The sequence below is a fragment of the Pauljensenia sp. 20925_1_25 genome (assembly GCF_041433955.1).
Taxonomy (GTDB): Bacteria; Actinomycetota; Actinomycetes; order Actinomycetales; family Actinomycetaceae; genus Pauljensenia.
Genome location: NZ_JAPWCL010000003.1, coordinates 60,174 through 85,355, shown reverse-complemented (window position 1 = coordinate 85,355; position 25,182 = coordinate 60,174). Strand labels below are relative to the sequence as shown.

Annotated in this window: 23 protein-coding genes; 17 read left to right on the top strand and 6 right to left on the bottom strand. The window is 64.4% G+C overall.

The annotated features are described in order from the left end of the window. Positions 1 to 78: 78 nt before the first annotated feature. Both rpsT and O3932_RS02625 read right to left on the bottom strand, forming a co-directional pair. Entirely contained in the window at positions 79 to 345 is a 267-nt protein-coding gene (gene rpsT / locus O3932_RS02630; protein ID WP_009648032.1) for a 30S ribosomal protein S20, read from the bottom strand. 273 nt (positions 346 to 618) lie between these two features. Further along, positions 619 to 1,287 carry a type II toxin-antitoxin system PemK/MazF family toxin gene (locus O3932_RS02625; protein ID WP_371535989.1) on the bottom strand — a complete coding sequence of 223 codons (669 nt, stop codon included), beginning with the start codon at positions 1,285 to 1,287 and terminating at the stop codon, positions 619 to 621. A gap of 156 nt (positions 1,288 to 1,443) precedes the next feature. Between O3932_RS02625 and O3932_RS02620 the strand changes: the two genes are divergently transcribed. From O3932_RS02620 to O3932_RS02575, 10 genes are all read left to right on the top strand, one after another. Beyond that, on the top strand, positions 1,444 to 2,463 hold the full coding sequence (locus O3932_RS02620) for a hypothetical protein (protein ID WP_371535987.1): 1,020 nt from the start codon (positions 1,444 to 1,446) through the stop codon (positions 2,461 to 2,463). A gap of 115 nt (positions 2,464 to 2,578) precedes the next feature. Further along, positions 2,579 to 4,435: a translation elongation factor 4 gene (gene lepA, locus O3932_RS02615; RefSeq protein WP_034504809.1), complete on the top strand. Its 1,857-nt coding sequence runs from the start codon at positions 2,579 to 2,581 to the stop codon at positions 4,433 to 4,435. After that, a complete protein-coding gene (trmB, locus tag O3932_RS02610; RefSeq protein ID WP_299240613.1) occupies positions 4,432 to 5,274 on the top strand; it encodes a tRNA (guanosine(46)-N7)-methyltransferase TrmB in 843 nt (280 codons plus the stop codon). Before lepA ends, trmB begins: the two co-directional genes overlap by 4 nt. 9 nt (positions 5,275 to 5,283) lie before the next feature. Continuing rightward, positions 5,284 to 6,594, top strand: a complete 1,311-nt coding sequence (gene hemW, locus O3932_RS02605; protein ID WP_371535984.1) for a radical SAM family heme chaperone HemW — start codon at positions 5,284 to 5,286, stop codon at positions 6,592 to 6,594. A 298-nt stretch (positions 6,595 to 6,892) separates the two neighbouring features. Then, complete coding sequence (locus O3932_RS02600; RefSeq protein ID WP_009648045.1) at positions 6,893 to 7,582, top strand: SatD family protein; 690 nt, start codon at positions 6,893 to 6,895, stop codon at positions 7,580 to 7,582. After that, the gene (locus O3932_RS02595) at positions 7,575 to 8,435 is read left to right on the top strand and encodes a hypothetical protein (protein WP_009648038.1); all 861 of its coding nucleotides are present in this window, start codon (positions 7,575 to 7,577) and stop codon (positions 8,433 to 8,435) included. The genes O3932_RS02600 and O3932_RS02595 overlap by 8 nt, the downstream gene beginning before the upstream one ends. A gap of 20 nt (positions 8,436 to 8,455) precedes the next feature. Further along, positions 8,456 to 9,358, top strand: coding sequence for a DUF3097 family protein (locus tag O3932_RS02590; protein WP_009648026.1), 903 nt, complete (start codon positions 8,456 to 8,458; stop codon positions 9,356 to 9,358). Between the two features lie 126 nt (positions 9,359 to 9,484). Then, positions 9,485 to 10,528 carry a heat-inducible transcriptional repressor HrcA gene (hrcA, locus tag O3932_RS02585; RefSeq protein ID WP_371535981.1) on the top strand — a complete coding sequence of 348 codons (1,044 nt, stop codon included), beginning with the start codon at positions 9,485 to 9,487 and terminating at the stop codon, positions 10,526 to 10,528. A 61-nt stretch (positions 10,529 to 10,589) separates the two neighbouring features. Continuing rightward, positions 10,590 to 11,708: a molecular chaperone DnaJ gene (gene dnaJ / locus O3932_RS02580; protein ID WP_009648021.1), complete on the top strand. Its 1,119-nt coding sequence runs from the start codon at positions 10,590 to 10,592 to the stop codon at positions 11,706 to 11,708. A gap of 6 nt (positions 11,709 to 11,714) precedes the next feature. Continuing rightward, a complete protein-coding gene (locus O3932_RS02575; protein ID WP_009648030.1) occupies positions 11,715 to 12,503 on the top strand; it encodes a 16S rRNA (uracil(1498)-N(3))-methyltransferase in 789 nt (262 codons plus the stop codon). Here the strand turns inward: O3932_RS02575 and O3932_RS02570 are convergent. Next, entirely contained in the window at positions 12,500 to 13,402 is a 903-nt protein-coding gene (locus tag O3932_RS02570; RefSeq protein ID WP_371535979.1) for an aldose-1-epimerase, read from the bottom strand. The genes O3932_RS02575 and O3932_RS02570 overlap by 4 nt on opposite strands. Positions 13,403 to 13,526: 124 nt before the next feature. Here O3932_RS02570 and O3932_RS02565 point away from each other — a divergent pair, with 124 nt between their 5' ends. The 4 genes from O3932_RS02565 to O3932_RS02550 all read left to right on the top strand — a co-directional run bounded on the left by O3932_RS02565 (position 13,527) and on the right by O3932_RS02550 (position 17,141). Further along, positions 13,527 to 14,858: an aminopeptidase C gene (locus tag O3932_RS02565; protein ID WP_371535977.1), complete on the top strand. Its 1,332-nt coding sequence runs from the start codon at positions 13,527 to 13,529 to the stop codon at positions 14,856 to 14,858. A gap of 191 nt (positions 14,859 to 15,049) precedes the next feature. Then, complete coding sequence (locus tag O3932_RS02560) at positions 15,050 to 15,832, top strand: gamma-glutamyl-gamma-aminobutyrate hydrolase family protein (protein ID WP_371535975.1); 783 nt, start codon at positions 15,050 to 15,052, stop codon at positions 15,830 to 15,832. Continuing rightward, positions 15,829 to 16,506 carry a sugar O-acetyltransferase gene (locus O3932_RS02555; RefSeq protein WP_371535972.1) on the top strand — a complete coding sequence of 226 codons (678 nt, stop codon included), beginning with the start codon at positions 15,829 to 15,831 and terminating at the stop codon, positions 16,504 to 16,506. Before O3932_RS02560 ends, O3932_RS02555 begins: the two co-directional genes overlap by 4 nt. Then, positions 16,503 to 17,141, top strand: coding sequence for a peptide deformylase (locus O3932_RS02550; RefSeq protein WP_371535970.1), 639 nt, complete (start codon positions 16,503 to 16,505; stop codon positions 17,139 to 17,141). Before O3932_RS02555 ends, O3932_RS02550 begins: the two co-directional genes overlap by 4 nt. A 36-nt stretch (positions 17,142 to 17,177) precedes the next feature. Here O3932_RS02550 and pflA read toward each other — a convergent pair whose 3' ends face one another. The 3 genes from pflA to pflB form a co-directional block, all read right to left on the bottom strand. Continuing rightward, on the bottom strand, positions 17,178 to 18,056 hold the full coding sequence (gene pflA, locus O3932_RS02545; protein WP_314736339.1) for a pyruvate formate-lyase-activating protein: 879 nt from the start codon (positions 18,054 to 18,056) through the stop codon (positions 17,178 to 17,180). A gap of 137 nt (positions 18,057 to 18,193) precedes the next feature. Continuing rightward, the gene (gene grcA2, locus O3932_RS02540) at positions 18,194 to 18,478 is read right to left on the bottom strand and encodes an autonomous glycyl radical cofactor GrcA2 (RefSeq protein ID WP_371536073.1); all 285 of its coding nucleotides are present in this window, start codon (positions 18,476 to 18,478) and stop codon (positions 18,194 to 18,196) included. A gap of 90 nt (positions 18,479 to 18,568) precedes the next feature. Beyond that, positions 18,569 to 20,674 (bottom strand): formate C-acetyltransferase, encoded by a 2,106-nt coding sequence (gene pflB / locus O3932_RS02535; protein WP_009648039.1) that lies wholly within the window; start codon positions 20,672 to 20,674, stop codon positions 18,569 to 18,571. Positions 20,675 to 20,949: 275 nt separating this feature from the next. Between pflB and O3932_RS02530 the strand changes: the two genes are divergently transcribed. From O3932_RS02530 to rho, 3 genes are all read left to right on the top strand, one after another. After that, positions 20,950 to 22,257: a homoserine dehydrogenase gene (locus O3932_RS02530; protein ID WP_009648018.1), complete on the top strand. Its 1,308-nt coding sequence runs from the start codon at positions 20,950 to 20,952 to the stop codon at positions 22,255 to 22,257. 1 nt (position 22,258) lies between these two features. Continuing rightward, positions 22,259 to 23,209 (top strand): homoserine kinase, encoded by a 951-nt coding sequence (thrB, locus tag O3932_RS02525; RefSeq protein ID WP_034504807.1) that lies wholly within the window; start codon positions 22,259 to 22,261, stop codon positions 23,207 to 23,209. A 221-nt stretch (positions 23,210 to 23,430) separates the two neighbouring features. Beyond that, positions 23,431 to 25,140, top strand: a complete 1,710-nt coding sequence (gene rho / locus O3932_RS02520) for a transcription termination factor Rho (RefSeq protein WP_314567439.1) — start codon at positions 23,431 to 23,433, stop codon at positions 25,138 to 25,140. The last annotated feature ends 42 nt before the right edge of the window (positions 25,141 to 25,182 follow it).

Sequence of the window (25,182 nt, the reverse complement as noted above, 5' to 3'; positions counted from 1 at the left end):
CTGGTTATGGGGGAGTGGGTATACGAAAGCGGGCCGCCCCGAAGGGCGACCCGCTTCACGTCGAACTATTGTTCGCGATCAGTCAGCGATCGAGGCGACGCGACGAGCAAGCTTGGACTTGCGGTTCGCGGCCTGGTTCTTGTGGATGACGCCCTTGGAGACGGCGACGTCCAGCTTGCGCGAAGCAACGCGCAGCGCGGCGAGAGCCTTCTCCTTGTCGCCGGCCTCAACGGCCTCGCGGGTGTGACGCACCAGGGTCTTCAGCTCGGACTTCACGGACTGGTTGCGAACGCGGCGCTTCTCGTTGGTCAGGATGCGCTTCTTCTGGGACTTAATGTTTGCCACAGTCGGATTTCTCCTTGATGTATGTCTTGCAGGGTCGGTGAGGGCTGTGTCAAGACCGGGACTTAGGCGTGGGGACACCCGCAAACGGTCCTAACCAGACCCCCTGCCCGACCAGGCCGGGAGTCCAACGACCAAGCATACCAGCAGTGTTGCTTGTCGTCGCGCCCCGAGATGGGCCGAGGCCTCGTAAGGTCGGTCACGTCAAGGTCGTGAGTGTTCCGGCGAGTGGTCGCGCATTCTTCGGCGGGGTCGGCTTGCTGTCCGGGTGGTGTGTCACTCGCCGTGCGTGCGGTAATGCTCCTCGAGAGCGTCGACGATGCGACGCCACATCACCTCGGGAAGAATCGAACCTTCGCGACGTACGTCGGTGGCCTTGACCCACAGCGCGCGGTCGAGGCGAACCTCGGAGGGGCGTCCCTTCGAATCCCACGCACCCGTTCCGATGTCGAACCAGTAGCGCCCCGCGGCGGCCTCCTGCGCGGCTTCGTGCGTGTGGTCCTTGCTTGTCAGCTGGAGGAGGTAGACGCCCTCACCCTGTGCGCCGATGACGACAGCGGGGCGGTCTTTGCCCACGGAAGCGTCCTCCTGGTAGGGCACCCACGTCCACACGACCTCGCCCGGGTCGGCGTCGCCGTCCATGATCGGCTGGTACGAGGCGTGGGCCAGTGCGTCGGCGATGCTGGCCTCGCGGATTGAGGTGTGGGGGCGGTTCGAGGTAGCCGGGTCCTCATAGCGGTGGGCGTTCCCGCGTGGCTGGGGCTGCTGGGGCCGGGGAGTGGGTGTGGGAGCGTGCGACGTTGAACGCTTCTCCTGGCGGTTGTTGTGGCGCGGCTCCGGATGAGCGGGTGCTGCGTCCTGACTCGTGGACTCGGTGTTCGACGAACCCGTGTTGGTGAGGAAGCCGAGGAGTGCGCGCACGATGCCGGTGAGGAATGAATTCATGGCACCAGCATACGGGAGAGGGGTCGAACAGTGGTTATCCACAGAGCATCCGAGGGATGCGAGTTATGCACAGGGTTTATTGTCGGACGTGACAGTAAGCGTAGGTGGGTGTCACTCTGGATGTGTTCGTGGAATAGCCCCCTCATTGAAAGACAGGTGACAACGATGTCGACCGCAACGATTCACGGAATGTCTGTCCCCCTCAATTCCTTTGGATGCCCGAGCTCGTCCTGTGCTTCCACCCCCGACATGGAGGCCCGAGCATCCCTGAGTGCGGCTCTTCGTAGTGCCACGTCCGGCAGACTCGACCAGGCGCTCGAGTACGCGCGTGACGCCTACGATAACGAGGAAACATCGATCGAGCTGAGGCTTGAGGCTGCGAAGCTCTGCATTGACTGGCACGCGGCCCTCGGCGACTACGGGAAGTGCCGCGTGATCGCAGCAGGCGCGGCCCACCTGGGAACCAGCTACTTGGAGCGCGATCACCCGCTCATCCTCATGCTGCGCAACTCAGAGGCCTACTGGCTCGCCATCCTCGGAGACGCGGACATGTCGGCCCGCAAGTTCTCTGCCCTGGTGGCCGATGTCAGAAACAACCCGTCCCTGGATCCCCAGCTCGCCTTCGCGATCCGTAATAACTCGGCCATGCCTTGGAAGAATACGGGTAAGTGGTCTCGTGCCGCGCGCGTCTACCGGGAGCTGCTGACAGACATGGAGCCCCTGTGCGACGAGGAGGACATGACGGTGCTGACGGTGCGCGACAACCTCGCCGAAGTGCTATCTGCTGACCGTCAGTACGAGGAGGCGATCCGTCTGTACGAGCGCAACCTTCAGGCCCTCCTGCATGTCGCCGACCGAGGCGACTGGCGAGTTCTGCGTCTGCGCAACGAAATTGCGCGCAACACCTGGATGGGCGGGGACCGCGTCGCGGGAGAAGGCCTATGGACTGTCCTGGCTGAGGACTGTCGACGCTACCTCGGGGACCGAGACGAGTTCACGGCGCGCATTCGCACGATCCTCCTTACCCTGGCGATCTTGCGCGGAGACGACGACACCGCGATGTCGATTGCCCGCAAGCTCAAGGCTGATCACCCCGACGACTGGGATGAGTGCGACATGACTGAGGCCGTGGAGCTGCTCGCCGAGGCCGGCATCAGCCCGCAGGACTTCCAGTAGCGCGCGGACGTGGGTGTGAGCCTGGGCGAGTGTGCGCGACTTCCCGCCCCTGAACTGGCACAAAGGCCTGCGACAATGGGACGATAAAGAGGTTAACGACTTCACGGAGGTACACGTGCCCATCCCCACGCCCGCGCAGCAGGCGCAGATCCGCCCGTCCCACACCCCGCAGGCGCAGATCCGTAACTTCTGCATCATCGCCCACATCGATCATGGGAAGTCGACGCTCGCGGACCGCATGCTCCAGCTGACCGGCGTCGTTGAGGCTCGCGAGATGCGCGACCAGTACCTGGATCGCATGGACATCGAGCGCGAGCGTGGCATCACGATCAAGAGTCAGGCCGTGCGCATGCCGTGGGCGTACAAGGACACCCCATACGCGCTCAACATGATTGACACGCCCGGGCACGTAGACTTCACCTACGAGGTGTCCCGTTCCCTGGCGGCATGCGAGGGCGCGGTCTTGCTCATCGACGCCGCGCAGGGCATCGAGGCTCAGACGCTCGCGAACCTGTACCTGGCTCTCGAGAATGACCTGGCGATTATCCCGGTCCTGAACAAGATCGACTTGCCGGGTGCCCAGCCCGAGAAGTATGCGCACGAGGTTGCTCAGCTCATCGGCTGCGATGAGGATGAGGTACTCAAGGTGTCCGGCAAGACCGGTGAAGGCGTCGAAGCACTTCTCGACCGTATTGTCGAGGTAATCCCCGCTCCCGAGGGTGATCCCGATGCCCCGACGCGCGCGATGATCTTCGACTCCGTGTATGACACGTACCGTGGGGTCGTCACCTACGTGCGTGTCGTCGATGGCGTGCTTTCGACCCGTCAGCGCGTGCGCATGATGTCGACGGGTGCCACCCACGAGCTTCTTGAACTGGGCGTCATCTCACCCGAACCGAAGCCTGAAGAGGGTATTGGTGCCGGTGAGGTGGGCTATCTGATCACGGGCGTGAAGGATGTGCGTCAGTCCCGCGTTGGCGACACCGTTACCAGCCAGGTGCGTGGCGCGACCGAGGCCCTCGCCGGATACCGCGACCCGAACCCGATGGTCTTTTCCGGCATCTACCCGGTCGATGGCTCGGACTTCCCGGATCTGCGTGACGCGCTGGAACGCCTTCAGCTCAACGACGCGGCGCTTACTTTCGAGCCGGAGTCCTCGGCGGCTCTGGGCTTTGGATTCCGCTGCGGCTTCCTGGGGTTGCTGCACCTGGAGATCATCCGAGAGCGACTTGAGCGCGAGTTCAACCTGGACCTCATCGCGACCGCCCCGAACGTCGTCTACCGCGTCATCACCGAAGACGGCACCGAAGTGCGCGTCGACAACCCGAGCGAGTTCCCCGAGGGCAAGATCGCCGAGGTGCGCGAGCCTGTCGTCAACGCGACGATCCTGACTCCCACGGAGTTCACGGGCACGATCATGGAGCTGTGCCAGGATCGGCGTGGCTCGATGCGGGGGATGGATTACCTGAGCGAGGATCGTGTCGAGCTGCACTACCAGCTGCCCCTGGCCGAGATCGTCTTTGACTTCTTCGACCAGCTCAAGTCTCGCACGCGCGGTTACGCCTCCTTGGATTATCAGGAGAGCGGCGAGCAGAGTGCTGACCTCGTCAAGGTCGACATCCTGCTTAACGGTGACCGCGTGGACGCGTTCAGCGCGATCGTGCACCGCGACGGTGCCTACAACTACGGCCAGCGTATGACGAAGCGCCTGAAGGAACTCATTCCCCGCCAGCAGTTTGAGATTCCGGTCCAGGCCGCGGTCGGCGCGCGCGTCATCGCCCGCGAGACCATCAAGGCCCTGCGTAAGGACATGCTGGCCAAGTGCTACGGCGGCGACATTAGCCGTAAGCGCAAGCTGCTCGAGAAGCAGAAGGAAGGTAAGAAGCGCATGAAGTCCATCGGCCGCGTCGACGTGCCGCAGGAGGCCTTCATTGCTGCCCTGACCTCCGACGTCCCGACGGGTAAGAAGTGAGCGCGAATCAGGTGAACGAGGCCGTGGAGGCCTGCGCTCGAGGTGAGCAGGCCGCGGGCCGACGTCCGGGCGAGGCTCCAGAGGGCACGGTGTTCATGAGCCGCACGAAGTCTTTCACGCGGCGTACTCGCGAGCTGCCGTCGAACCTGGCGCGCACGTGGGAGGCGCATGCGCACCGCTACGTGGTCGAGCCGCGTCGCGGCGTCGGATACACGACGGTCGCGCAGGATTTTACGCTCGATCTGGCCGAGCTGTTTGGACGCAGCGCTCCCGTGACGCTTGAGATTGGCTCAGGCACGGGCGAGCAGATCGTCGCGGCGGCCGCCGCCCACCCTGAGCGCAACTTCCTGGCCCTCGAGGTGTGGGTTCCCGGCATCGCGAAACTGATCTCTAAGGCTGTCGAGGCCGACGTGGACAACATCCGCGTCATCGAGGCCGATGCCGCCCAGGCGCTCCCGATCATGCTTGGGGACGCATCCCTCGACGAGGTCTGGACCTTCTTCCCGGACCCGTGGCGCAAGGCCCGGCACCGCAAGCGTCGCCTGGTCTCCGACAACTTCGCGCTCGAGATCGGACGTCTCCTGCGCGATGGCGGAGTGTGGCGTCTGGCCACCGACTGGGATGACTATGCCTGGCAGATGCGCGACGTCATTGAGGCCTGCGAACTATTTGAGAACCCGCATGTGGGCGAGCGTCCGGACCCGGAGGATCCGCAGCCGGAGCGTGGCGGATTTGCGCCGCGTTTCGAAGGTCGCGTCGTCACGCACTTTGAGACGCGAGGCATCGATGCGGGCCGCCACGCTCATGACATCGTCGGCGTTCGCCGCCCTCGTGGTTGACGGACATTCATGAGTCCCGCCCAGCCCGACGGAACGCGGTGGCCAGCTGACGGAGCGCTTGACCCCGGCCTCGTCGAGGCTGATTGTGGTCGCCCGTTGTCCCTGTACGTGCACGTGCCTTTTTGTCGCGTGCGCTGCGGGTACTGTGATTTCAATACGTACACGGTGGGTTTCGGGCCGGGCGCGCAGATAGGCGACTATGCGCCGTCTGTCCTGGCTGAGGCGGATCTGGCGGTGCGTGTCATGGAGGAGGCTGGCCTGCCTGCGCGCCGCGCGCAGACGGTGTTTTTCGGCGGTGGTACACCGACGATGCTGGATGCGACCGAGCTGATCGACATTCTGGCGGGCCTGCGTGAGCGCATCGTGATTGCACCCGGCGCTGAGGTGACGCTCGAAGCTAACCCAGACACCGTGACGCGCGAGGATCTGCACGCATTGGCTGACGCCGGTTTCACGCGGGTGTCCTTTGGCATGCAGTCCGCCGTGCCGGCGATCCTGGCGACCTTGGACCGTACTCACATGCCCGAGCGTGTGCCCCTCGTTGTTCAGTGGGCGAAGGACGCGGGCCTGTCGACGTCTGTCGATCTCATCTATGGGACGCCCGGTGAGAGCCTTGCGGACTGGGAAACGTCCTTGCGTGCCGCCCTGTCCTACGAATCCGATCACATTAGCGCCTACGCCCTCGTCGTCGAGGAGGGGACGAAGATGGGCGCGCAGGTCGCGCGCGGCGAGCTGCCCACGCCAGACCCTGACGATGAGGCCGCCAAGTACGAGCTGGCGGACGCGCTTCTTTCCGAGGCCGGATACGCCTGGTACGAGATCTCCAACTTCGCGCGCGCGACCGAGGCTGACCGATTATCGGGATACCCGTCGACCCACTTTGAACACGCTTCCGCGCACAACCTGGCGTACTGGCGTGACTGGGACTGGTGGGGTTTTGGGCCGGGTGCCCATTCTCACGTGGGGCGTGCGCGCTGGTGGAACGTCAAGAACCCGGGAGCGTATGCCGGACGCCTGCGCGCGGGTGGCTCGCCCGCGGCAGCGGGGGAGGTCCTGGGTGCGCAGGAGCGCGAACTTGAACGTGTCATGCTGGGGTTGCGTACGTCCGAAGGCGTGGCGCTTGAGGGACTTGCGGGGGTTGGTCGGGGTGACGAGGCCGTGTCTGGGAGCGTCGTCGACGAGTGTGCGAGTGGTCGCGTCGCCGCGCTCATCGCGGATGGGCTGATCGACGGTGTCGCGGCGCTGGGTGGGCGTGCGGTTTTGACGCTACGTGGACGGTTGTTGGCTGACTATGTGACGCGCGAATTGATGGGATATTGATCCTGATGAGCTGCAATGATGCGGATTTTAATGTTTATGGTAAACATTCAATATTGTTCAGACAAATAATTAACTGACTTGTACCTAGTGCGATACAAGATGAAATGTGTCAACCAATACCCACCATTTGTCAGTTTGTGCTTGTATAGGGTGTGACAAGCTCCGATTACGTCGCAATAATGTTGACATCGTGGTTGAAGTATGGTCCCCTAGAGTTGTCATGTGAAACCGAGCTGTCTACAAGACGTCTCCGTAATGGGACTTGTAGAGAGCAGTATACAAGGAAAAGTGTGGGACTGTGACTCTGCGATACGCTGTCATTGCTGACATCGTGGGCTCTCGTACGTTGACCAATCGTGCAGAGGCTCAGAGAATCTTTGAAGCTGCTCTTGAGAGGGCTGCTGAGGGGCTTGGTCTCCTGGAAGCCCCTTACCCGACGGTGGGCGACGAATTTCAGGCTGTCGCCTACTCCCTTGAAGACGCCTTGCTCTTAACGTTGCGTGCTCAGCTTCTGCTGCCTCCTCAGCTTCAGTTACGTTTTGGCATTGGTGCGGGTCGTATCGAAGAGTTCTCTTCCGGAGTCCATCGTCAGGCACCGGCGCGTCCCCGTGCGGGTGAAGGAACATCCCTCCAGGACGGGTCGGCGTGGTGGGCTGCGCGTGCGGCTATCAATCGCGCGCACGATGTCCAGGATTCCTCCAACCCCTTTATCCGCACGTGGTTTGTAGCTCATGCCTCCGTGGAAACCTACGTGTCGTCAAGCTGCCAGACCGTGGTCAATGCGCTGCTGAGCCTGCGTGACCATGCGATCCTCAAACTCTCTGCTCGCCACCGTCGTATCACCGCCTCGCTCCTGCTCGGTAAGACGCAGGTGGAGATTGCGCGCGTCGAAAAGCTCTCGCAACAGGCCATTTCAGACTTCGCGCGGGGCACGGGGGCGGGGCTCATCCAGTCCTCTCTCCTCATTGCGGAGGCCACTCGTGCATGAAACTCTTCTTCTTGGCATCGCTGCCGCGGAGCTGACAGTTCTACTGACGTCCGATCCGAGGCGGTGGTCGCGTCGCCTCGTGCTGTTTGTAACGCTCATCATCGGGGTCGTGCTCTATTCATGGCTCGTTCTTGGGGTGAGTACGGTTGCGAACGTGACGGGTACTGTGCTCGCCTTCGTCTGGTTCGGATGGGACCTGGTGGACGGGTCCGCTCGCGGCGTGCTCACGCGGTGGGCACTGGCCACCATCGGCTTCGTGGCTCTCCTAACCGTAGAACCTGGGGAATACCCTGCGTTGTCCTTGCTCGATGTGCGGCCACTTGACCTCATCATTGCCATTACTTTTATGGCGATGGGGCCTGCTAACCATCTCATCACCGCGATCCTCATGTGCGCCCGAGGGCGATCGACGGACCCTGTCCCAGGGTGGATTAACGCTCCCGTCCTTCCTCCCTTGCCCGCCGACGCAGAGCAATCTGACGGGGAAAGCAAGGCGGCAGATCCGCAGGGTGACGATCCTCAAGCTGGGGATGAGGAAGCCTCGTCGACCTCCAGTTCCCCGTCGGATGGTGATGCTGACGTGGCAATAGCTGAAGAAGAGGGGCCTGCCTTGCGCGGAGGACGCTGGATTGGCCCCCTTGAACGCCTGCTCGTCATCGTCCTGGTGGGTGCCGGTGCGGACGTCGCTATCGGCGCGGTCGTCGCGGCTAAGGGCGTCATTCGATTCCCTGAGATCTCGCAGGATTCCACGGGTGAAAAGGCTGAGGAGTTCCTGATTGGCTCGATCTCCTCTTGGATTCTGGCTGCGCTGGTAGCACTGTTCGTCCGCGTGGCGCTCCAGGCGTTCGGCTGAGGCCGCTTAGAGTATCCCGGGTGAGCACAGCAGATCCCTACGGGCGTGATATCTTCGCCCACGACCCGCATCGAGACGGTCCCGGTGCCCGTCGCCCGCGTTCGGTGGCCGTACACGTCGAGATCGGCATGGTCCTTGAGGACGTGTCCTCCGGCTGGGTGGGAGCTGTCACGCGCGTTGAAAAGTCCGGCGGTGTTCACCTCGTCGAACTCGAGGATCGGCGCGGAGTGCGTCGGTCCTTCCCGCTGGGTCCCGGCTTTTGGCTGGAGGGGCGTCCCATCGAGGCGCTGCCTCCACGACCCAAGGCCGCCAAGGCCTCGTCGACTGTGCAGGTCAGTGCGACGGGGCGGCGTATCACGAACTCCGGTTCGTTCGCCCCTACATCGAGCGGCCCCAAGGTTGCCAAGCGTTCGCGTATCTGGGTGGAGGGACGCCATGATGCCGAACTCGTGCAGCATGTGTGGGGAGAGGACCTGGCAGAGGCAGGCATTGCGGTCCAGCTCCTCGAGGGCGTCGACAACCTCGAGGCAGTCCTGGAGGTCTTCGGCCCCACGGACACAGCGCGCGCGGGCATCCTCGTTGACCACATGGTTCCAGGCTCGAAGGAATCGCGTATCGCCGAGGCCGTCTCGCGCAGGTGGCCGGGCGCGGTTCTCGTCCTCGGACACCCCTTCGTTGACATCTGGCAGGCCGTGAAACCCGCTCGCGTCGGCCTTGAGCGCTGGCCTGACGTTCCACGTGGTATCGATATCAAGCATGGGACCCTTGACGCCCTCGGTTGGCCGCACGCCGACCAGCGTGACATCGCCATGGGCTGGAAGAGAATCCTCTCCACCGTGCGCACGTATCGCGACCTAGAACCCGCGCTGCTGGGGCGCGTCGAAGAACTCATCGACTTCGTGACGGTGCCCTGGGCGCAGTGAGGCGGGCCGTGGCCGTGAGGTTCGCAATGAGCGCACATATCCGGCAGCGCACGGGTCGCCTCGGCTTGGGCGCGGGGAGTAGCATTGGCACTCAGAAAAAGAGAGTGCCAGGGCGAAGGGAGTGAGATGGCACGCAATAGCGCGCAAAATCGCAGGCTTGACGTCCTGCGAGCCATCGTCACCCAGTACGTGGCCACTCGCGAACCTGTCGGCTCAAAGGCCATCGCTGCGGGAGGCCTGGGTGTCTCATCCGCGACGATCCGCAACGACATGGCGGTCCTGGAGGAAGCCGGACTCATCTATCAGCCGCACACGTCCGCGGGCCGAGTCCCGACCGACCGCGGCTACCGCGTTTTCGTTGACCGCCTCGCCCAGCTCAAGCCCATGAGTGCCCCGGAACGCCAGGCCCTGGAAACGTTTCTCTCCGAGTCCGTCGACATCGACGACGTCGTGGAACGCTCCGTTCGACTGCTCGCGCAGGTCACTCATCAGGTGGCCCTCGTGCAATACCCGGGTTCGCGCGTGCGCATCCTGAAGCACCTCGAGGTTCTCGGCATCGCGCCGGGTCGCGTCCTCACTGTCGTGATCACGACCGATGGAGAGGTGGGGGAGCGGACCCTCACTCTCGATACCCCCCTTGACGATGCCCAAGTTGTCCAGGTGCGTGACCACCTGCGGGTTCACTGTGAAGCCGCCACCTCACAAACTGTGCGCTCGTGCGCGGAGGCGGCCACGGCCTCGTGTCGGCCTGAGCTGCGCGGCGCGGTTGATGCGGTTGGCGTGGCACTCACCGACGTGCTCTCCGGAGCCAGTGAGGCGAAGATCGTCGTTGCTGGTGCCGCTAACCTAGCGCGCGGAGCACTGGATTTCCGCGATATTGCCCCCGTCCTGGACGCCCTCGAAGAGCAGGTTGTCCTCATGCGTCTCTTTTCCGAGGCCGACCCCGGCGAAGACCTGCACGTGAGCATCGGCGCGGAAAACCCCCATGATGCCCTGGCTGAGGCCGCCGTGGTCACGGGAACCTACCGTGCCGGGGCGGACGAGAACGGAGGAAGCGCGCACCTGGGAATCGTCGGTCCCATGCGGATGGACTACGCGCGCACCATGAGTTCCGTGCGAGCCGTCGCCGCCTACCTGTCCAGGTACCTGGCCCAGGAGAACACCAACTGACCATGCAATCCATGACCGATCAGACGATGAATAAACGCCCCCGCGGGAAGGAACAGGAAGCGTGAGAGACTATTACGAGGTCCTCGGCGTCTCCCGAGACGCCAGCCAGGACGAGATCAAGAAGGCGTACCGCAAGCTCGCGCGTAAGCTCCACCCGGACTACGCGGGTGCGGACTCGGAGGAAGCCTTCAAGGAGCTGTCGGTCGCCTACGAAACGCTCTCGGACCCTGAGAAGCGCCAGATGTACGACATCGGCGGCCCCGACGCCCTGCGCGGTGGTGGAGCTGGCGCGGGTGCGCCCTTCACCGGTTTCTCCGACATCTTCGAGGCTGTGTTCGCCAGCGGATTCGGTGCCTCCTCACGCGGCCCGGCCTCGCGCGTGCGCCGAGGCAAGGACCAGCAGGTGAGTGTGGACATCACCCTCGAGGACGCCGCGTTCGGTGCAGCAAAGGAAGTGTCCTTCAAGACGCACGTTCTGTGCGACACCTGCCACGGCTCGATGTGCCAGCCGGGTACTTCTCCCGAGACCTGCACGATGTGCCAGGGATCCGGCTTCGTCACGCAGATCCAGAACTCCCTGTTTGGCCGCATGCAGACCCAGGCCCCCTGTCCCACGTGTCAGGGTTTCGGCACGACGATCCCCAGTCCCTGCACCGAGTGCAACGGCGCGGGTCGTGTTCCGACGCGCCGCACTCTGAGCATCAACATTCCGGCCGGTGCCAGCGAGGGTACCCAGATCCGCGTGAGCGGCGAGGCCGAGGTCGGTACGGGCGGCGGCCCCAACGGAGACCTGTACCTGTCCATCCGCGAAAAGAAGCACCCCGTGTTTGATCGCCGCGGAGACGACCTGCACACGTGGATCACGATCCCGATGACGACTGCCGCCCTGGGTACCGAGTTCGAGCTCGACACCCTGGATGGGAAGAAGAACGTTACGATCGACCCGGGGACGCAGCCCAACGACGATATCGTCTTGGAGGGTCTGGGAGTCGGCCACCTGCAGCGCTCGGGCCGTGGTGCCATGCACGTGCATGTGGACATCGAAATCCCCAAGAAGCTTGACGATCAGTCGCGCGAACTGCTGGAAAAACTTGCGAAGGTGCGCGGTGAGGTCCGCGTGGAACCCTACCGCCAGCAGCCGACGTTCTTCGACAAGCTGCGCGACACTTTTATGGGCTGATGCGCGATGACACGGCCCGTTTTTCTCGCTGAGGACCTCTCCTGCGTTCCCTCGTCGCTGGCGGTGGGGGAGCGCGCGACGCTCGGAGGTAGCGAGGGTCGTCACGCCGCTTCCGTGCGCCGCATCGGTGCAGGGGAGTGGGTGGACGTCGTCGACGGGCGCGGGCTGCGACTGATCTGTGAGGTCGCGAGTGCCGACAAGTCTTCGTTGTCTCTCGTGGTGCGTGAGATTGTTCAGGAAGATGCCCCGCTCCCAGAGATCATCCTCGTCCAAGCCCTTGCCAAGGGCGGGCGGGACGAGGCCGCCGTGGAAATCTGCACCGAGATCGGTATTGATCGGGTCATCCCGTGGGCCTCGCAGCGCGCAATCGTCCAGTGGAAGGGACCGAAAGCCGAGAAGGGCCGTGCCAAATGGGAGGGCGTCGCGCGGGCGGCCGCTAAGCAGTCTCGCCGCGCGTACGTGCCCGTCGTTGACGCGGTGGCAGACAGCCGGGAGCTGGCCTCCTGGGTGCGTGCCCTCACGGACGAGGCCGGGGTGGCCTTCGTCTGTCACGAGGAGGCCACGCAGTCCCTGGGAGCTGCCCTTGCACGGGTGCAGGGAGATGCTACGGATGGGTCCCTGCCCGCGCGCGTCGCCCTGATTGTCGGCCCCGAGGGAGGAATCGGTCCGGAGGAGACCGCTCAGCTGGTGGACGCCGGAGCTCGAACAGTCGGCCTGGGGGCCAATGTCCTGCGTTCCTCCACGGCCGGCGCAGTTGCCCTGACGCTGATTCGCGCCGCCGCCGGAGCCTACTAGGCGGTGACGGTGCCCGCGATGCGTGCGCGCAGCGTGTAGCTGTCGCCACGCGCCAGGGCGATGATGTCCGTGCCCGAGTTGAAGGCGTTGGGCGGGCAGCTCATCGGCTCGACGGCAACGCCCACGCGGTCGATGTTGTCCGCCGAGTAGACTTGCAGCCAGGGAGCATCCGAGGACAGCGATACGCCCACGCCGGAGGCGGGGTCGCGCAGCGTGACGGTCCAGGTGCCCTCCGGCAGACCCCCGAACGCGTGGTCCAGTAGGGAAGTGCCGATGAGGGCGGGGGAACGGAAGTCCAGGCCGAAGGACGCGACGTCGTGGGGGGCGACCGGGATCATGGAGGCGTCGGCCTCGTAGATAATCGACGCGGGATTCTCAAGCTCCAGATCGTCCACCTGCACACCGTCGACAGCCAGGTAGGGATGGAATCCGACGCCGTAGGGGGCGATGCCCTCGCCGATGTTCGTCGCCGACAGTTCGACGGCGAGGCCGAGCTCCGGATCCAGGCTGTAGCGCGCGGACGCAACGAGCGTCCACGGGTAGGAGTAGCGCGCTGGGATGAGAGTGCGTAGGAGCACCGAGGAGGCGTCGGCCTCGGCGATTTCCCACTCTTGGAAGGCCACAAAACCGTGCAGGGATGTGCCGAAAGCGTGCTCGTCGACGGGCAGGTCGTAGGAGACTCCCTCCCACGAATAGGTGCCTCCGGCGACGCGATTCGGCCAGGGCATGAGCACCTTGCCCAGGTAAGCGGGGGGACACTCGTCCACGCTGTGGGGAATGATCAGCTCGTGGCCCCGATACGTCAAGCCGGCCAGGCCCGCGCCGACCGTGACGATCCGCGCCCGATAGTCCCCGGCCCTCAGAACCACTTCGCGCCCCGATGCGCCTACCGTAACCATGAATGCTCCTGTGCGTTCACTGAACATGAAACACACTCATTCTAAACGGAGTCGAGTCGTTCGCATCACGTGCCAGGCGTATCCTTATAGAGAATGACTCTCGATAGAAAGGATGCCCAGACTTATGGCTCACGAGATCACCGACGAGCTGATTGACCGCCTTCAGGCATACTCGGACAGCGCTCGCACGGTGGCGCGCAACGCCGTTTCCCACGCCGGCGTCGAATCCGTCGCCTTCGACCGCGCGAAGGTCGTCGCCACCCCCACCGTCGTCTCCCACAAGGTGGACGACTGGAAGGTCACCTCCCAAAAGAAGTCCGGCCGCTGCTGGCTCTTCTCCTCCCTGAACCTCCTGCGCTCGACAACCCGCACGCATCTGGGCCTCAAGGACTTCGAGTTCTCACAGAACTACGTCCTCTTCTGGGACAAGTTCGAGCGCGCCAACTTCTTCCTGACCGACATCATCGCCACCGCCAAGACTGAAGAACTCGACGGCCGACTCCTGCAGTTCCTCCTCGGCGACGTTCTCTCCGACGGCGGCCAGTGGGACATGGCAGTGTCCCTGTACCTCAAGCACGGCCTCGTCCCCAAGACCGCGATGCCCGAGACCGAATCCTCGGGCCACACCGCCCCGATGAACAACCGCCTGAAGGTCGTCCTGCGCCGCACCGCCCTGGAGCTTCGTGCCCTCGTCGCAGACGGAGCCTCCGAGGAAGAGATCAACGAGGTCAAGGAAGCCGCGCTGGCCGACGTGTGGCGCATCCTCGTTATCTGCCTGGGCGAACCCCCGGCCTCCTTCGAGTGGGAGTGGCGTGACGATTCGGGCGAGTTCCACCGTGACGGCGTCCTTACCCCGCGTGAGTTCTACTCCCGCTACGTGGACGTGGACCTCACCCAGTACGTGTGCCTCGTCGACGACCCGCGCGCTGAGCACCCCAAGGGCCACACCCTGACTGTCGACCACATGGGCAATGTCGTCGGCGGTCGCCCGATCCTGTACGTGAACACCCCCGTCGAGCAGATCCGTCAGATCACGGCTTCCATCCTCGCCTCGGGCCGCGCCGTCTGGTTCGGCGCCGACTGCAGCCAGCAGTCTGATCGTGCCTCCGGCCTGTTCGTCGAGGGTCTCTACGACTTCGACAACCTGTTCGGCGTGGACTTCTCCACCTCCAAGGAACAGCGTGTCAACACCGGCGAGTCCGCGATGAACCACGCGATGCTCTTCACCGGCGTCGACATTGACGAGGCCGGGGAGGGCCGCCGCTTCCGCGTGGAGAACTCCTGGGGAGAGGACCACGGCGACAAGGGCTTCTTCACGATGGACGCCGCCTGGTTCGACGCCAACGTCTTTGAGGTGGCCGTGCACGTGGACGACCTGCCCGCCGATCTGCGCGCCGTCATCACGGAGGAACCCCTGCACCTGCCCGCGTGGGATCCGATGGGCGCGCTCGCCTGAGCGTTCGTTTCGTGGAACGAGGCCGGGGTATGGACACGTGATCGCGTGTCCTGCCCCGGCCTCGTCCGTTGATTTCACGCGAGAAACGCGCACTTTTCGCAGTGCCGTACGACGTGGACGCGCGCTGTCACAAAACGCCATTTTGTGAACGCACCGCGCGCGCGGACCCGTCTCCTGCCATGATAGAGACCATGACGAACCACACGAAGCCGACGTTGTTGATTTCCAACGTCCTGCCGGCACGACCGGGGGACGAGGCATACAACAACATCTGCATGCGCCTGTGGGATCGTCTTCTCCAGGCAGCTCTGCCGACCTGGAACGTCATTCGCGAGTACGCGCAGGAGGACGGAGCCGAGGGGGCAGCGCTGCGTGCACAGGCCGCCGACGCGATCATCATCATGGGCGGCGAGGACGTCCATCCGCTCAACTACGGCGGCTCGCAGGGCTACAAGCGTGAGGGTCGCCACTGGTACCGCGCCGACCAGGGACAGCTCGCTCTCGTCGACTACGCCGCCCGTACCGGCACGCCGCTGCTGGGCATCTGCCGCGGTATGCAGATCATCAACACCGCGTTCGGCGGCACCCTCGAACAGCATATCGACGGTGCGGACGGCACCCACACGAACCCCACCATCCTCTCCGACCACCGCTTCATTCGCCACAGCGTGCGCGTCGAGACCGACAGCAACCTTGAGCGTGCCCTGACTCCCGTCCTGACCAACTCGGAGCTGATCATTTCGTCGGCGCACCACCAGCGCGTCGCACGCCTCGCCGAAGGCCTTCAAGTCAGCGCTTACGCTCCCGACGGAACGATCGAGGCCATCGAGTCGATCGATGCCCCCATTATCGGCGTGCAGTGGCACCCCGAGGACCCCGCAGCCGACATTTCCCAGCTGCACGCACTTCTGGGCCACTTGGACGCGCGCCGTGCGCCGCGACTGGAGAGGGCCTCGACTACCCTGGTCGCATGACCATCTCCCCGGGAACCAATTTCGACGACCCCCGATTCCACGACGATGGGCGCACACCCGCCCGACGCATGCGCGACGGCGACTACTACGTTGCGGACGATGAACTCTCGGCGCTCACGAGGCGGGCCGTTCGTCTTCTTGGCCTCTACGAGCAGGCTCACCCGAGCGACCCAGACATCGCTCGCTACCTGCTCTCCCAGGTCCTCGGACAGGTGGGGGAGAATGTTGATATTCGCCCGCCCCTGCGCGTCGATTACGGCTACAATATCACCATGGGGGACGGCTCCTGGGTCAACTTTGGGCTCACCGCCCTTGATGTTGCTCCTATCGTGATCGGTGCTGACGTTCTCATCGGACCGAACTGCTCCCTCTACACGGCGATCCACCCGACCGAGCCCGGGCCTCGTCGCGCCAAGTGGGAATCCTCCGCGCCCATTACCCTCGAGGACAACGTGTGGCTGGGCGGCTCCGTCGTCGTCTGCCCCGGCGTGACCATCGGCGAAAACTCGATTATCGGCGCGGGCGCGGTCGTCACGCGCTCGATTCCCCCGAACTCCGTCGCCGTCGGAAACCCCGCCTGCGTCATCAAGGCACTCGACCCGAGCGTGCCGCGCGCCATCGAAGCCGCCAGCGTTGGCGTCATAAGCCGCGGGGAAACGGGGGAGCGGGCATGAGCGTGCTGCCAATCTACATCACGGGCGATCCGGTCCTCCACCGGGTCGCGGACCCCGTCGAATCCTTCGACTCCACCCTGCGCGACCTGGTGACCGACATGATCGAGACGATGCACGCAGCCCCCGGCGTGGGGCTGGCCGCCCCACAGGTGGGCGTCGGACTCCAGCTTTTCGTCTGGTCTTATCGCGGCGGCGGTGCCTTTGATCGGCGCTACAAGGACATCCTGGGACTCGACGACGGAGCAGCCCGCGGCTACAACTCCGCAATGAGCGGCGTCGTCGTCAACCCGACGCTCGAACTCGTCTGGGATAACGATGGCGTCGGCGCGATTCTACCCACGCAGCCCGACATGACGAATGAGTCCGAAGGATGCCTCTCCGTCCCCGGTGTCCAGTACCCGCTACGCCGCGCGCTCGGAGCGATCCTACGCGGCTACGACGCCGACGGGAACGTTGTCCGGGTCGCCGCCCGCGGATGGCTCGCTCGCATCTTCCAACACGAGTACGACCACCTGCGCGGAACCCTCTACGTCGACCGCCTCGATACGCCCTACCGTGAGTCCTCGCGCGCACACGTGGCCGAACGAGGCTGGGGCATCCCCGGATGCACGTGGACCCCGGGGGAGCGAGCCTAGCCCACCCCTCCCAGGGTCCTTGTATGTACGCGGAGGTCAGTGGACCTCGAAGCCCAGCGAACGGAAGTAGTTGCGCACGTCCTCCGTCGCTGCGGGTGTCGGGGCCTTCGCGTCCTCGAGCTGGTACTCCAGGCCGAGCGAATGCCATTTGTCTTTGCCGAGCTGATGGAAAGGCAGAACCTCAATACGGTCGATGACGTTCTTCCAGCGGCTGACGATTTCGCCAACCTTGCGGATGTTGTCAGGATCGTCCGTCAGACCCGGAACCAAGACAAAACGGATCCAGATACGGGTGTCACCGCCGCGTGCCGCGATGCGGTCGCCGAAGGTGATCGTGGGAGCCAGATCGCGGCCCGTTGTCTTCTTGTACGTCTCTGGGTCGCCGCTCTTCACGTCCAAGAGCACGAGGTCGATGGCATCAAGCATCTCGTCATCGCAGTTTGCGCCCAGGTAACCGGAGGTGTCAATGCATGTGTGCACACCCATCTCCTTAGCACCCAGGAGGATGCGTTTGGCGAAATGGGGCTGCATGAGAACTTCACCGCCCGAAAGCGTGATTCCGCCCTTCGTTGTGCGGAAAATGCGGCGGTAGCGCGCAATACGGGACAGCAGTTCCGTATCGGACACGGGTGCGCCGTCCTTCATGAGGAACGTATCGGGGTTGTGACAGTACAGACAGCGCAGCGGGCAGCCGTTCAGGAACACGGTCATGCGCGTTCCGGGACCGTCAACGGCTGTGACAAGTTCCCATGAATGGATCGAACCGAGCGTGCCCTCGCGCATGCGTCGCAGGCGTTCGGAACGCTCCAGGTCCGTGATCTCCTCAAGGCCCTCAACACCCGCACCGACGGTGCGGGACTGGGGGGCTTGGAAGTCCTGCTCGCGAAAAGTCGGAATAGCGAGGAGCTGCGTCATGTTTCCTTCTTCGAGGGGATGGGGCGCGGTGTTCACGCAGGAACGAGGCCGGGGTAGGTCGGTGGGATTGGCCGACAGCGGCATACAGAGTAGTGGGGCGTCGTGCGTACGCCCGACGCCCCACTACATTCGACCGATCAGGCCGAGTGGTGGAAGGTGCGGGACAGAACGTCCAGCTGCTGCTCACGGGTGAGCTTGACGAAGTTCACGGCGTAGCCGGAGACGCGAACGGTCAGGTTCGGGTACTTCTCGGGGTGCTCCATGGCGTCCTTCAGGGTGGACTCCTCGAGCACGTTGATGTTCGCGTGGTACAGGCCGTCCTTGTCGCCGCGCTCCTCGCGAGCGGCCTTCATGTCAGCGAGACGCTCTTCGTAGGTCTTGGTTGCCATAACATTTCTCCTTACTTGTGAGACGCCGGCGATGCCGGCTGGGCGAACCGGGTTGCGGTGCGCCCACGATGGTGGGTGGCGGGGATCAACGTAGGTTGCACATCGACCCCCGCCAATGGTGGATCAGTAGCCCTTGGTGCCGTCGTAGGCGCAGGAATCGTCCGGAACGAAGCCCGCGTCGAGGATGCCGACCAGGTTCTGGATCTGCTCTTCCTTGGAACGACCCAGGCCCTGCGGGGTGATCGTGTTCGTCAGCGAGATGCCGTCGAGCGCGTCGTTGTAGTCCAGCTTGCCGACCGACAGCATGGAGGCGACCATGCCGTGCGTGTCGATGCCGTTCTCCGGGTTCGCGCCGGGGGCGAAGGGGGTGCCCTTCTCGTGGCCCGACGGGAAGGAACCGGTGGCCTTGCCGTAGACGACGTTCGAGGTGATCGTCAGGACCGACTGGGTCGGGATCGCGTCGCGGTACATGGGGATCGCGCGAATCTTGTCCATGACGGTGTGGACGACGGTCGCGGCGATGTCGTCGGCGCGGTCATCGTCGTTGCCGTAGGTCGGGAAGTCGCCCTCGGTGCGGTAGTCGACGACCAGACCGGTCTCGTCGCGGATCGGGTAGACCTTCGCGTACTTGATCGCGGCCAGGGAGTCGGCGACGATGGACAGACCGGCGATACCGCAGCCCATGGTGCGCACGATCTCAGCGTCGTGCAGTGCCATCTCGATGGCCTCGTAGGCGTAGCGGTCGTGGCAGTAGTGGATGATGTTGAGGGCCTCGACATAGGTGCCGACGACCCAGTCCAGCATTTCCTCGTAGCGCTTCCACACGTCGTCGAAGTCGAGCGGGCCGTCACCCTGGACGGGCTCGTAGCCTTCCATGACCTGCTTGCCGGTCATCTCGTCGCGGCCACCGTTGATGGCGTAGAGGAGAGCCTTGGCGGCGTTGACGCGAGCGCCGAAGAACTGCATCTGCTTGCCGACGCGCATGGGGGAGACGCAGCATGCGATGGCGGCGTCGTCGCCCCAGTGGGCGCGGATCTGCGGATCGGACTCGTACTGGATCGACGAGGTCTCGATCGAAATGCGAGCGCAGAACTCCTTGTAACCGCGGGGCAGGTTCTCGTCCCAGAAGATGGTGATGTTCGGCTCGGGCGCGGGACCCAGGTTCACCAGGGTCTGGAGCAGACGGAAGGAGGTCTTGGTGACCAGCGTACGACCGTCGTCGCCGAAGCCAGCGTCCGACCAGGTGGCCCAGTAGGGGTCACCGGAGAAGATCTGGTCGTAGGCGATGGTGCGCAGGAAGCGGGTGATACGCAGCTTGATGACGAGGGCGTCGATGATCTCCTGCGCGCCGGACTCATCCAGCGTACCGTTCTTCAGATCACGCTCGAAGTAGCAGTCGAAGAAGCCGGAGAGACGACCGATCGACATAGCGGCACCGTCCTGGGACTTCACGGAAGCCAGGTAGCCGAAGTAGGTCCACTGCACGGCCTCGTGTGCGTTGGTGGCGGGGCCGGAGATGTCGTAGCCGTAGGAGGCGGCCAGGTTCTTCAGCTTCTTGAGGGCCTTGATCTGCTCGGAGTGCTCCTCGCGGTAGCGTGCCCAGTGCTCGGAGAAGGGCTGGTCGGCGTAGCGATCCTTATCCTTCTGCTTCTCGGCGATCAGGTGGTCCACGCCGTACAGGGCCACGCGGCGGTAGTCGCCGATGATGCGACCGCGGCCGTAGGCATCCGGCAGGCCGGTGATGATGTGGGAGGAGCGAGCGGCGCGAATACGCGGGGTGTAGATATCGAAGACTGCGTCGTTGTGGGTCTTGCGGTACTGGGTGAAGATCTTCTTCACCTCGGGGTTGTATTCCTTGCCGGCCTCGTGGATGGCGGTCTCGACCATACGCCAGCCGCCGTTCGGCATCATTGCGCGCTTGAGCGGGGCGTCGGTCTGCAGGCCGACGATCACGTTGTCGTCCTCGCAAATGTAACCGGGCTTGAAAGCGTCGATGTCAGCCGGGGTGTCGGTGTCAACGTCGAGGATGCGCACCTTGCGTTCTTCGGAAAGGTACTTTTCCTCAAGGGTGTTCCAGACCCGCATGGTCTTTTCGGTGGGACCCGCCAGGAACGAGGCATCGCCCTCGTACGGCGTGTAGTTCAGCTGGATGAAGTCGCGCACGTCGATTTCATCGCACCAGTTACCCTTGACAAAACCTTCCCAGGCTTTCTGGTCTGCTGTCGTCATTCTTCCTCTTCTCGGATTCTTCCGTATCCCTGTGGGGACGGTTGTAGGGAGCAAGGCTCCGTCAGTGCGCCGGATTCCGGCGCTTGGGTCTATTGTCCTACGACCGATGGGGCGGGACAACCGCTTTTGCCTATCGACCTATGTTCTGTGTCTCAGGGGTGTGGGTCTTAAGTCTCCCACACTTCAATTGTAGGACGAAGGTCCCCGTAAAGAAAGTGGGGGCTTTGACCACATACACTGGTGTCAGTGCCCGTTTCACGAAGGAGAAAATTCCTATGTCTGCACCCCGTCCGGTCCTCGGAGTTGGCGTTCTTGGAGCTGGAACCGTTGGTAGCCAGGTCATTCGCATCCTGCAGTCGAGCCGTGAGGATTTCGCGGCACGTTCCGGTGCTGAGATGGAGGTCCGCCGCGTTCTCGTCCGCAATGTGGATGCTCCGCGTGACTCGCCGATTGATCGCGAGCTGCTGACGACGGACCCTGCTGAGGCGATTGACGGGATGGACCTCGTGGTCGAGTTGATCGGCGGCATCGAGCCTGCGCGCACGTTCGTGCTGCGCGCCCTCACACAGGGTATTTCGGTCGTGACGGGTAACAAGGCGCTGCTGGCCGCCCACGGCCCCGAACTGTACGAGGCCGCCGCCTCCAACGACGCAGACCTTTATTACGAGGCCGCCGTGGCCGGCGCGGTCCCCGTCGTATACGGTCTGCGCGAGTCGCTGGCCGGTGACCGCGTCACCACCGTGATGGGCATTGTCAACGGCACGACGAACTTCATCCTGGACGCCATGAGTTCCAAGGGCCTGAGCTACGAGGATGCCCTCAAGCAGGCGCAGGACCTGGGCTTCGCCGAGGCCGACCCGACCGCAGACGTCGAGGGCCTGGATGCCGCAGCGAAGTGCTCCATCCTGGCCTCGCTGGCCTTCCACACGCGCGTCGGCATCGACGACGTCGCGGTCGAAGGTATCTCCAATATCACCAAGGAGGACATGGAAGAGGCCGCTCGTGTCGGCCACACCATCAAGCTCCTGGCCATTGCCGAGCGCCGCATCGGTGAGGATGGCCGCGAGGGCGTCGCCATGCGCGTCCACCCCGCCCAGGTGCCATCCGACCATCCGCTGGCTTCCGTCGACGGTGCCTTCAACGCGATTCTGGTCGAGGGCGAGAACGCCGGACGCCTCATGTTCTACGGCCAGGGTGCCGGCGGGGCTCCCACGGCCTCGGCCGTCCTGTCCGACCTCGTGGCCGCTGCGCATCACCGCGCCTTCGGAGGCCACGCCCCTCGCGAATCCGTCTACGCCCACCTGCCGATCCTCGATCCCGGATCGACCCACACGCGCTACCAGATCCGCCTGCAGGTCGAGGACCGTCTCGGCGTGCTCTCCGACGTCGCCGGTATTTTCGCCCGCCACGGCGTCTCGATCCAGTCGGTGCACCAGCGCAACGACGAGGTTCCCGGTGCGTGCGTCATCGTCGTGACCAGCCATCAGGCCCGCGAGGCAGACCTGCGCGCCGTCGCTCGTGCGCTCGCCGTGTCCGACGCCGTGCGCGAGGTGACCTCCACGATCCGCGTTGAGGGTGAGTGAGGTGCGCGTGCATGATGACTTTGTCGCGGTGAAGGTTCCCGCGACGAGCGCCAACCTGGGTCCCGGCTTCGACTGCATGGGCCTCGCGCTCGACCTGTGGGACGAAGTGTCAATCCACGCGACGACGGGGTCGACCTCGGTCGTCGTCGAAGGCGAGGGGGCCGGCAACGTCGACCTCGGCGAGGATAACTTGGTCGTTCGCGCTCTGCGTCTGGCCCTGGACCATGCGGGCGCTCCCCAGGTGGGGGTGCGCATGCGCTGCATGAACCGCATTCCGCATTCGCGAGGCCTGGGTTCCTCCGCGAGCGCAATCGTCGCCGGCCTGACGCTGGCCCGTGCGCTCATCGGCGACCCGGACGTGCTGGGGCGCCAGGAGATCCTCGAGATCGGCTCGGAGCTGGAGGGACACCCCGACAACGTTGCACCCGCCGTCTATGGAGGGGCCACCGTTGCCTGGATGAACGAGGACACGAAGGAGGTGGGTGCGCTTCGGCTGAACCCGCCGGCGTGCGTGTCTCCCGTCGTTTTCATTCCCGACTTCGAACTGCGTACTGCTACCGCCCGCGCTGCGCTGCCCGAGAACGTGTCTCACGTGGATGCGCGCTTCAACGTCGCCCGCGCGAGCGCGCTCGCTGCGATCCTGTCCGGTCATGCGCAGGCCAGCGGGGGAGCGGATCTGCACGCGGTGCTCATGGAAGCGACGCGCGACCGCCTCCACCAGGAGCAGCGCCGCGGTGCCATGGAGCCCTCGCTGGCCCTCGTCGACTGGCTGCGCGGTGCGGGATACGCCGCCGTGGTCTCGGGTGCCGGACCCACTGTCATCTCGCTGGAACCCGTTGGCGCGCAGATTCGCCGCGAAGCCGCGGACTCGGGGTGGCGTGTCCTTCCCCTCACGGTGGCCGCTTCCGGCGTGCAGATCACTCGTGGATCTTTAGCGAAGGTGGAGTTCTAACTAGCCTCTCATCTGTGAGTTTCTGCGCAAGCACCGTCAGTTTCGCTGTCTAATCGACAGCTGGCTGGCGGTCTTGCTATATTTTTTTCAGGTCCGAGTCGAATGCTCGACTCCGATCATTGCGGTGCGCCCTCATTGCGCATCTTCCTCCATCAAGCTTTCTCGTGTGCTTGAGCAATTCACCTCGCCCGACTTGGGCGCATTCCAGTAAGGACCACTTCGTGAGCAACGAAACCCCCGCCGAGATGACGACCGTGTCACTGTCGGCGATGAAGCTGCCTGAGCTGAAGGCCCTGGCCGCGTCCCGCGGTCTCAAGGGCATTTCCCAGCTTCGCAAACCCCAGCTGATCGAGCTCCTGAGCAACGACGCCAGCGCTCCGACCACGCAGGAAGCCGCTCCGGGCGAGGAGACCCCTGCCTCGTCGTCTGAAATCCCGGACGTTCCCGCGCAGCCCGAGGCTCCCGTGGCCGACATGCCTGCCGTTGAGATGCCCGCAGCCGAGGCCCCACGTCGTTCACGCCGCCGCCGCGCGGTGAGTCAGGGAGCCGTGGAACCCGCGCATGTCACTCTCGACCTGCCGCTGCCCGCTTCCGAGCGCAGTGAGTCCACGCCGGAACCCGACACGACCGTCGTCGAGACCGTCCTGAACATCGAGCTGCCCGACGGCGACGACACCGAGGGACGGCGTGGACGCCGCGAACGCGGACGTCGCTCCCGTCGCGAGCGCGAGAACCGCGACAACCGTGAGAATCGTGAGGGCCGTGAGAATCGCGAAGCGCGCCCTGCGCGCGGCGGCGAGGACAACCTCGCCCCGATTGCCGGCATCCTCGACATCCAGGAGAACCACGCCTTCGTGCGTACCTCCGGCTACCTGCCCGGCCCGAACGACGTCTACGTGACGCTCGGCAACGTGCGCCGCTGGGGCCTGCGCGCCGGTGATGCGGTCGCCGGTGCCGTCCGCCTACCCCGCGAGGGCGAGCGTCAGCGCCAGAAGTACAACGCCCTCGTGCGCGTCGACTCCGTGAACGGCATGACGATTGAGCAGGCGCAGGCGCGTCGAGAATTCGGCAAGCTGACGCCGGTCTACCCCTCCGAGCAGCTGCGCATGGAGACCTCGCCGAAGGCCTACACGCCGCGCGTCATCGATCTGGTTGCCCCGGTGGGCAAGGGGCAGCGCGGCCTCATCGTCTCGCCGCCCAAGGCCGGTAAGACCATGGTCATCCAGCAGATGGCCAAGGCTATTGAGCTGAACAACCCCGAGGTGCACCTCATGGTCGTCCTGGTGGACGAGCGCCCCGAAGAGGTCACCGACATGCGCTCGATCGTTAAGGGCGAGGTCATCGCCTCCACCTTCGACCGTCCCGCATCGGACCACACGACCGTTGCTGAACTCGCGATTGAGCGCGCCAAGCGCCTCGTGGAGCTGGGTCAGGATGTCGTCGTTCTCCTCGACTCGCTGACGCGACTGTCGCGCGCCTACAACCTGGCTGCGCCCGCCTCGGGTCGTATCCTCTCCGGTGGTGTCGACGCGTCCGCGCTCTACCCGCCCAAGAAGTTCTTCGGCGCGGCCCGCAACCTCTCCGAGGGCGGCTCGCTGACCATCATCGCCTCCGCGCTGGTGGAGACCGGGTCGAAGATGGACGAGGTTATCTTCGAGGAGTTCAAGGGCACCGGCAACATGGAACTGCGCCTCTCGCGTCAGCTCGCCGAGCGCCGCATCTTCCCGGCGATCGATCTTAACGCGTCGGGTACCCGCCGCGAGGAGCTGCTGTTTGCGCCCGAGGAGCTGCGCATCATGTGGAAGCTGCGCCGCGTCCTGGGCACCCTCGACCAGCAGCAGGGCCTCGAGCTGGTCCTCGACAAGCTCAAGGAAACCCAGTCGAACGCTGAGTTCCTCATGCTCATCCAGAAGACGACGCCCTCCGAGTGATCGGCGGGTTGACGCGGGGCGAGTGGCGAGAGCCGCTCGCCC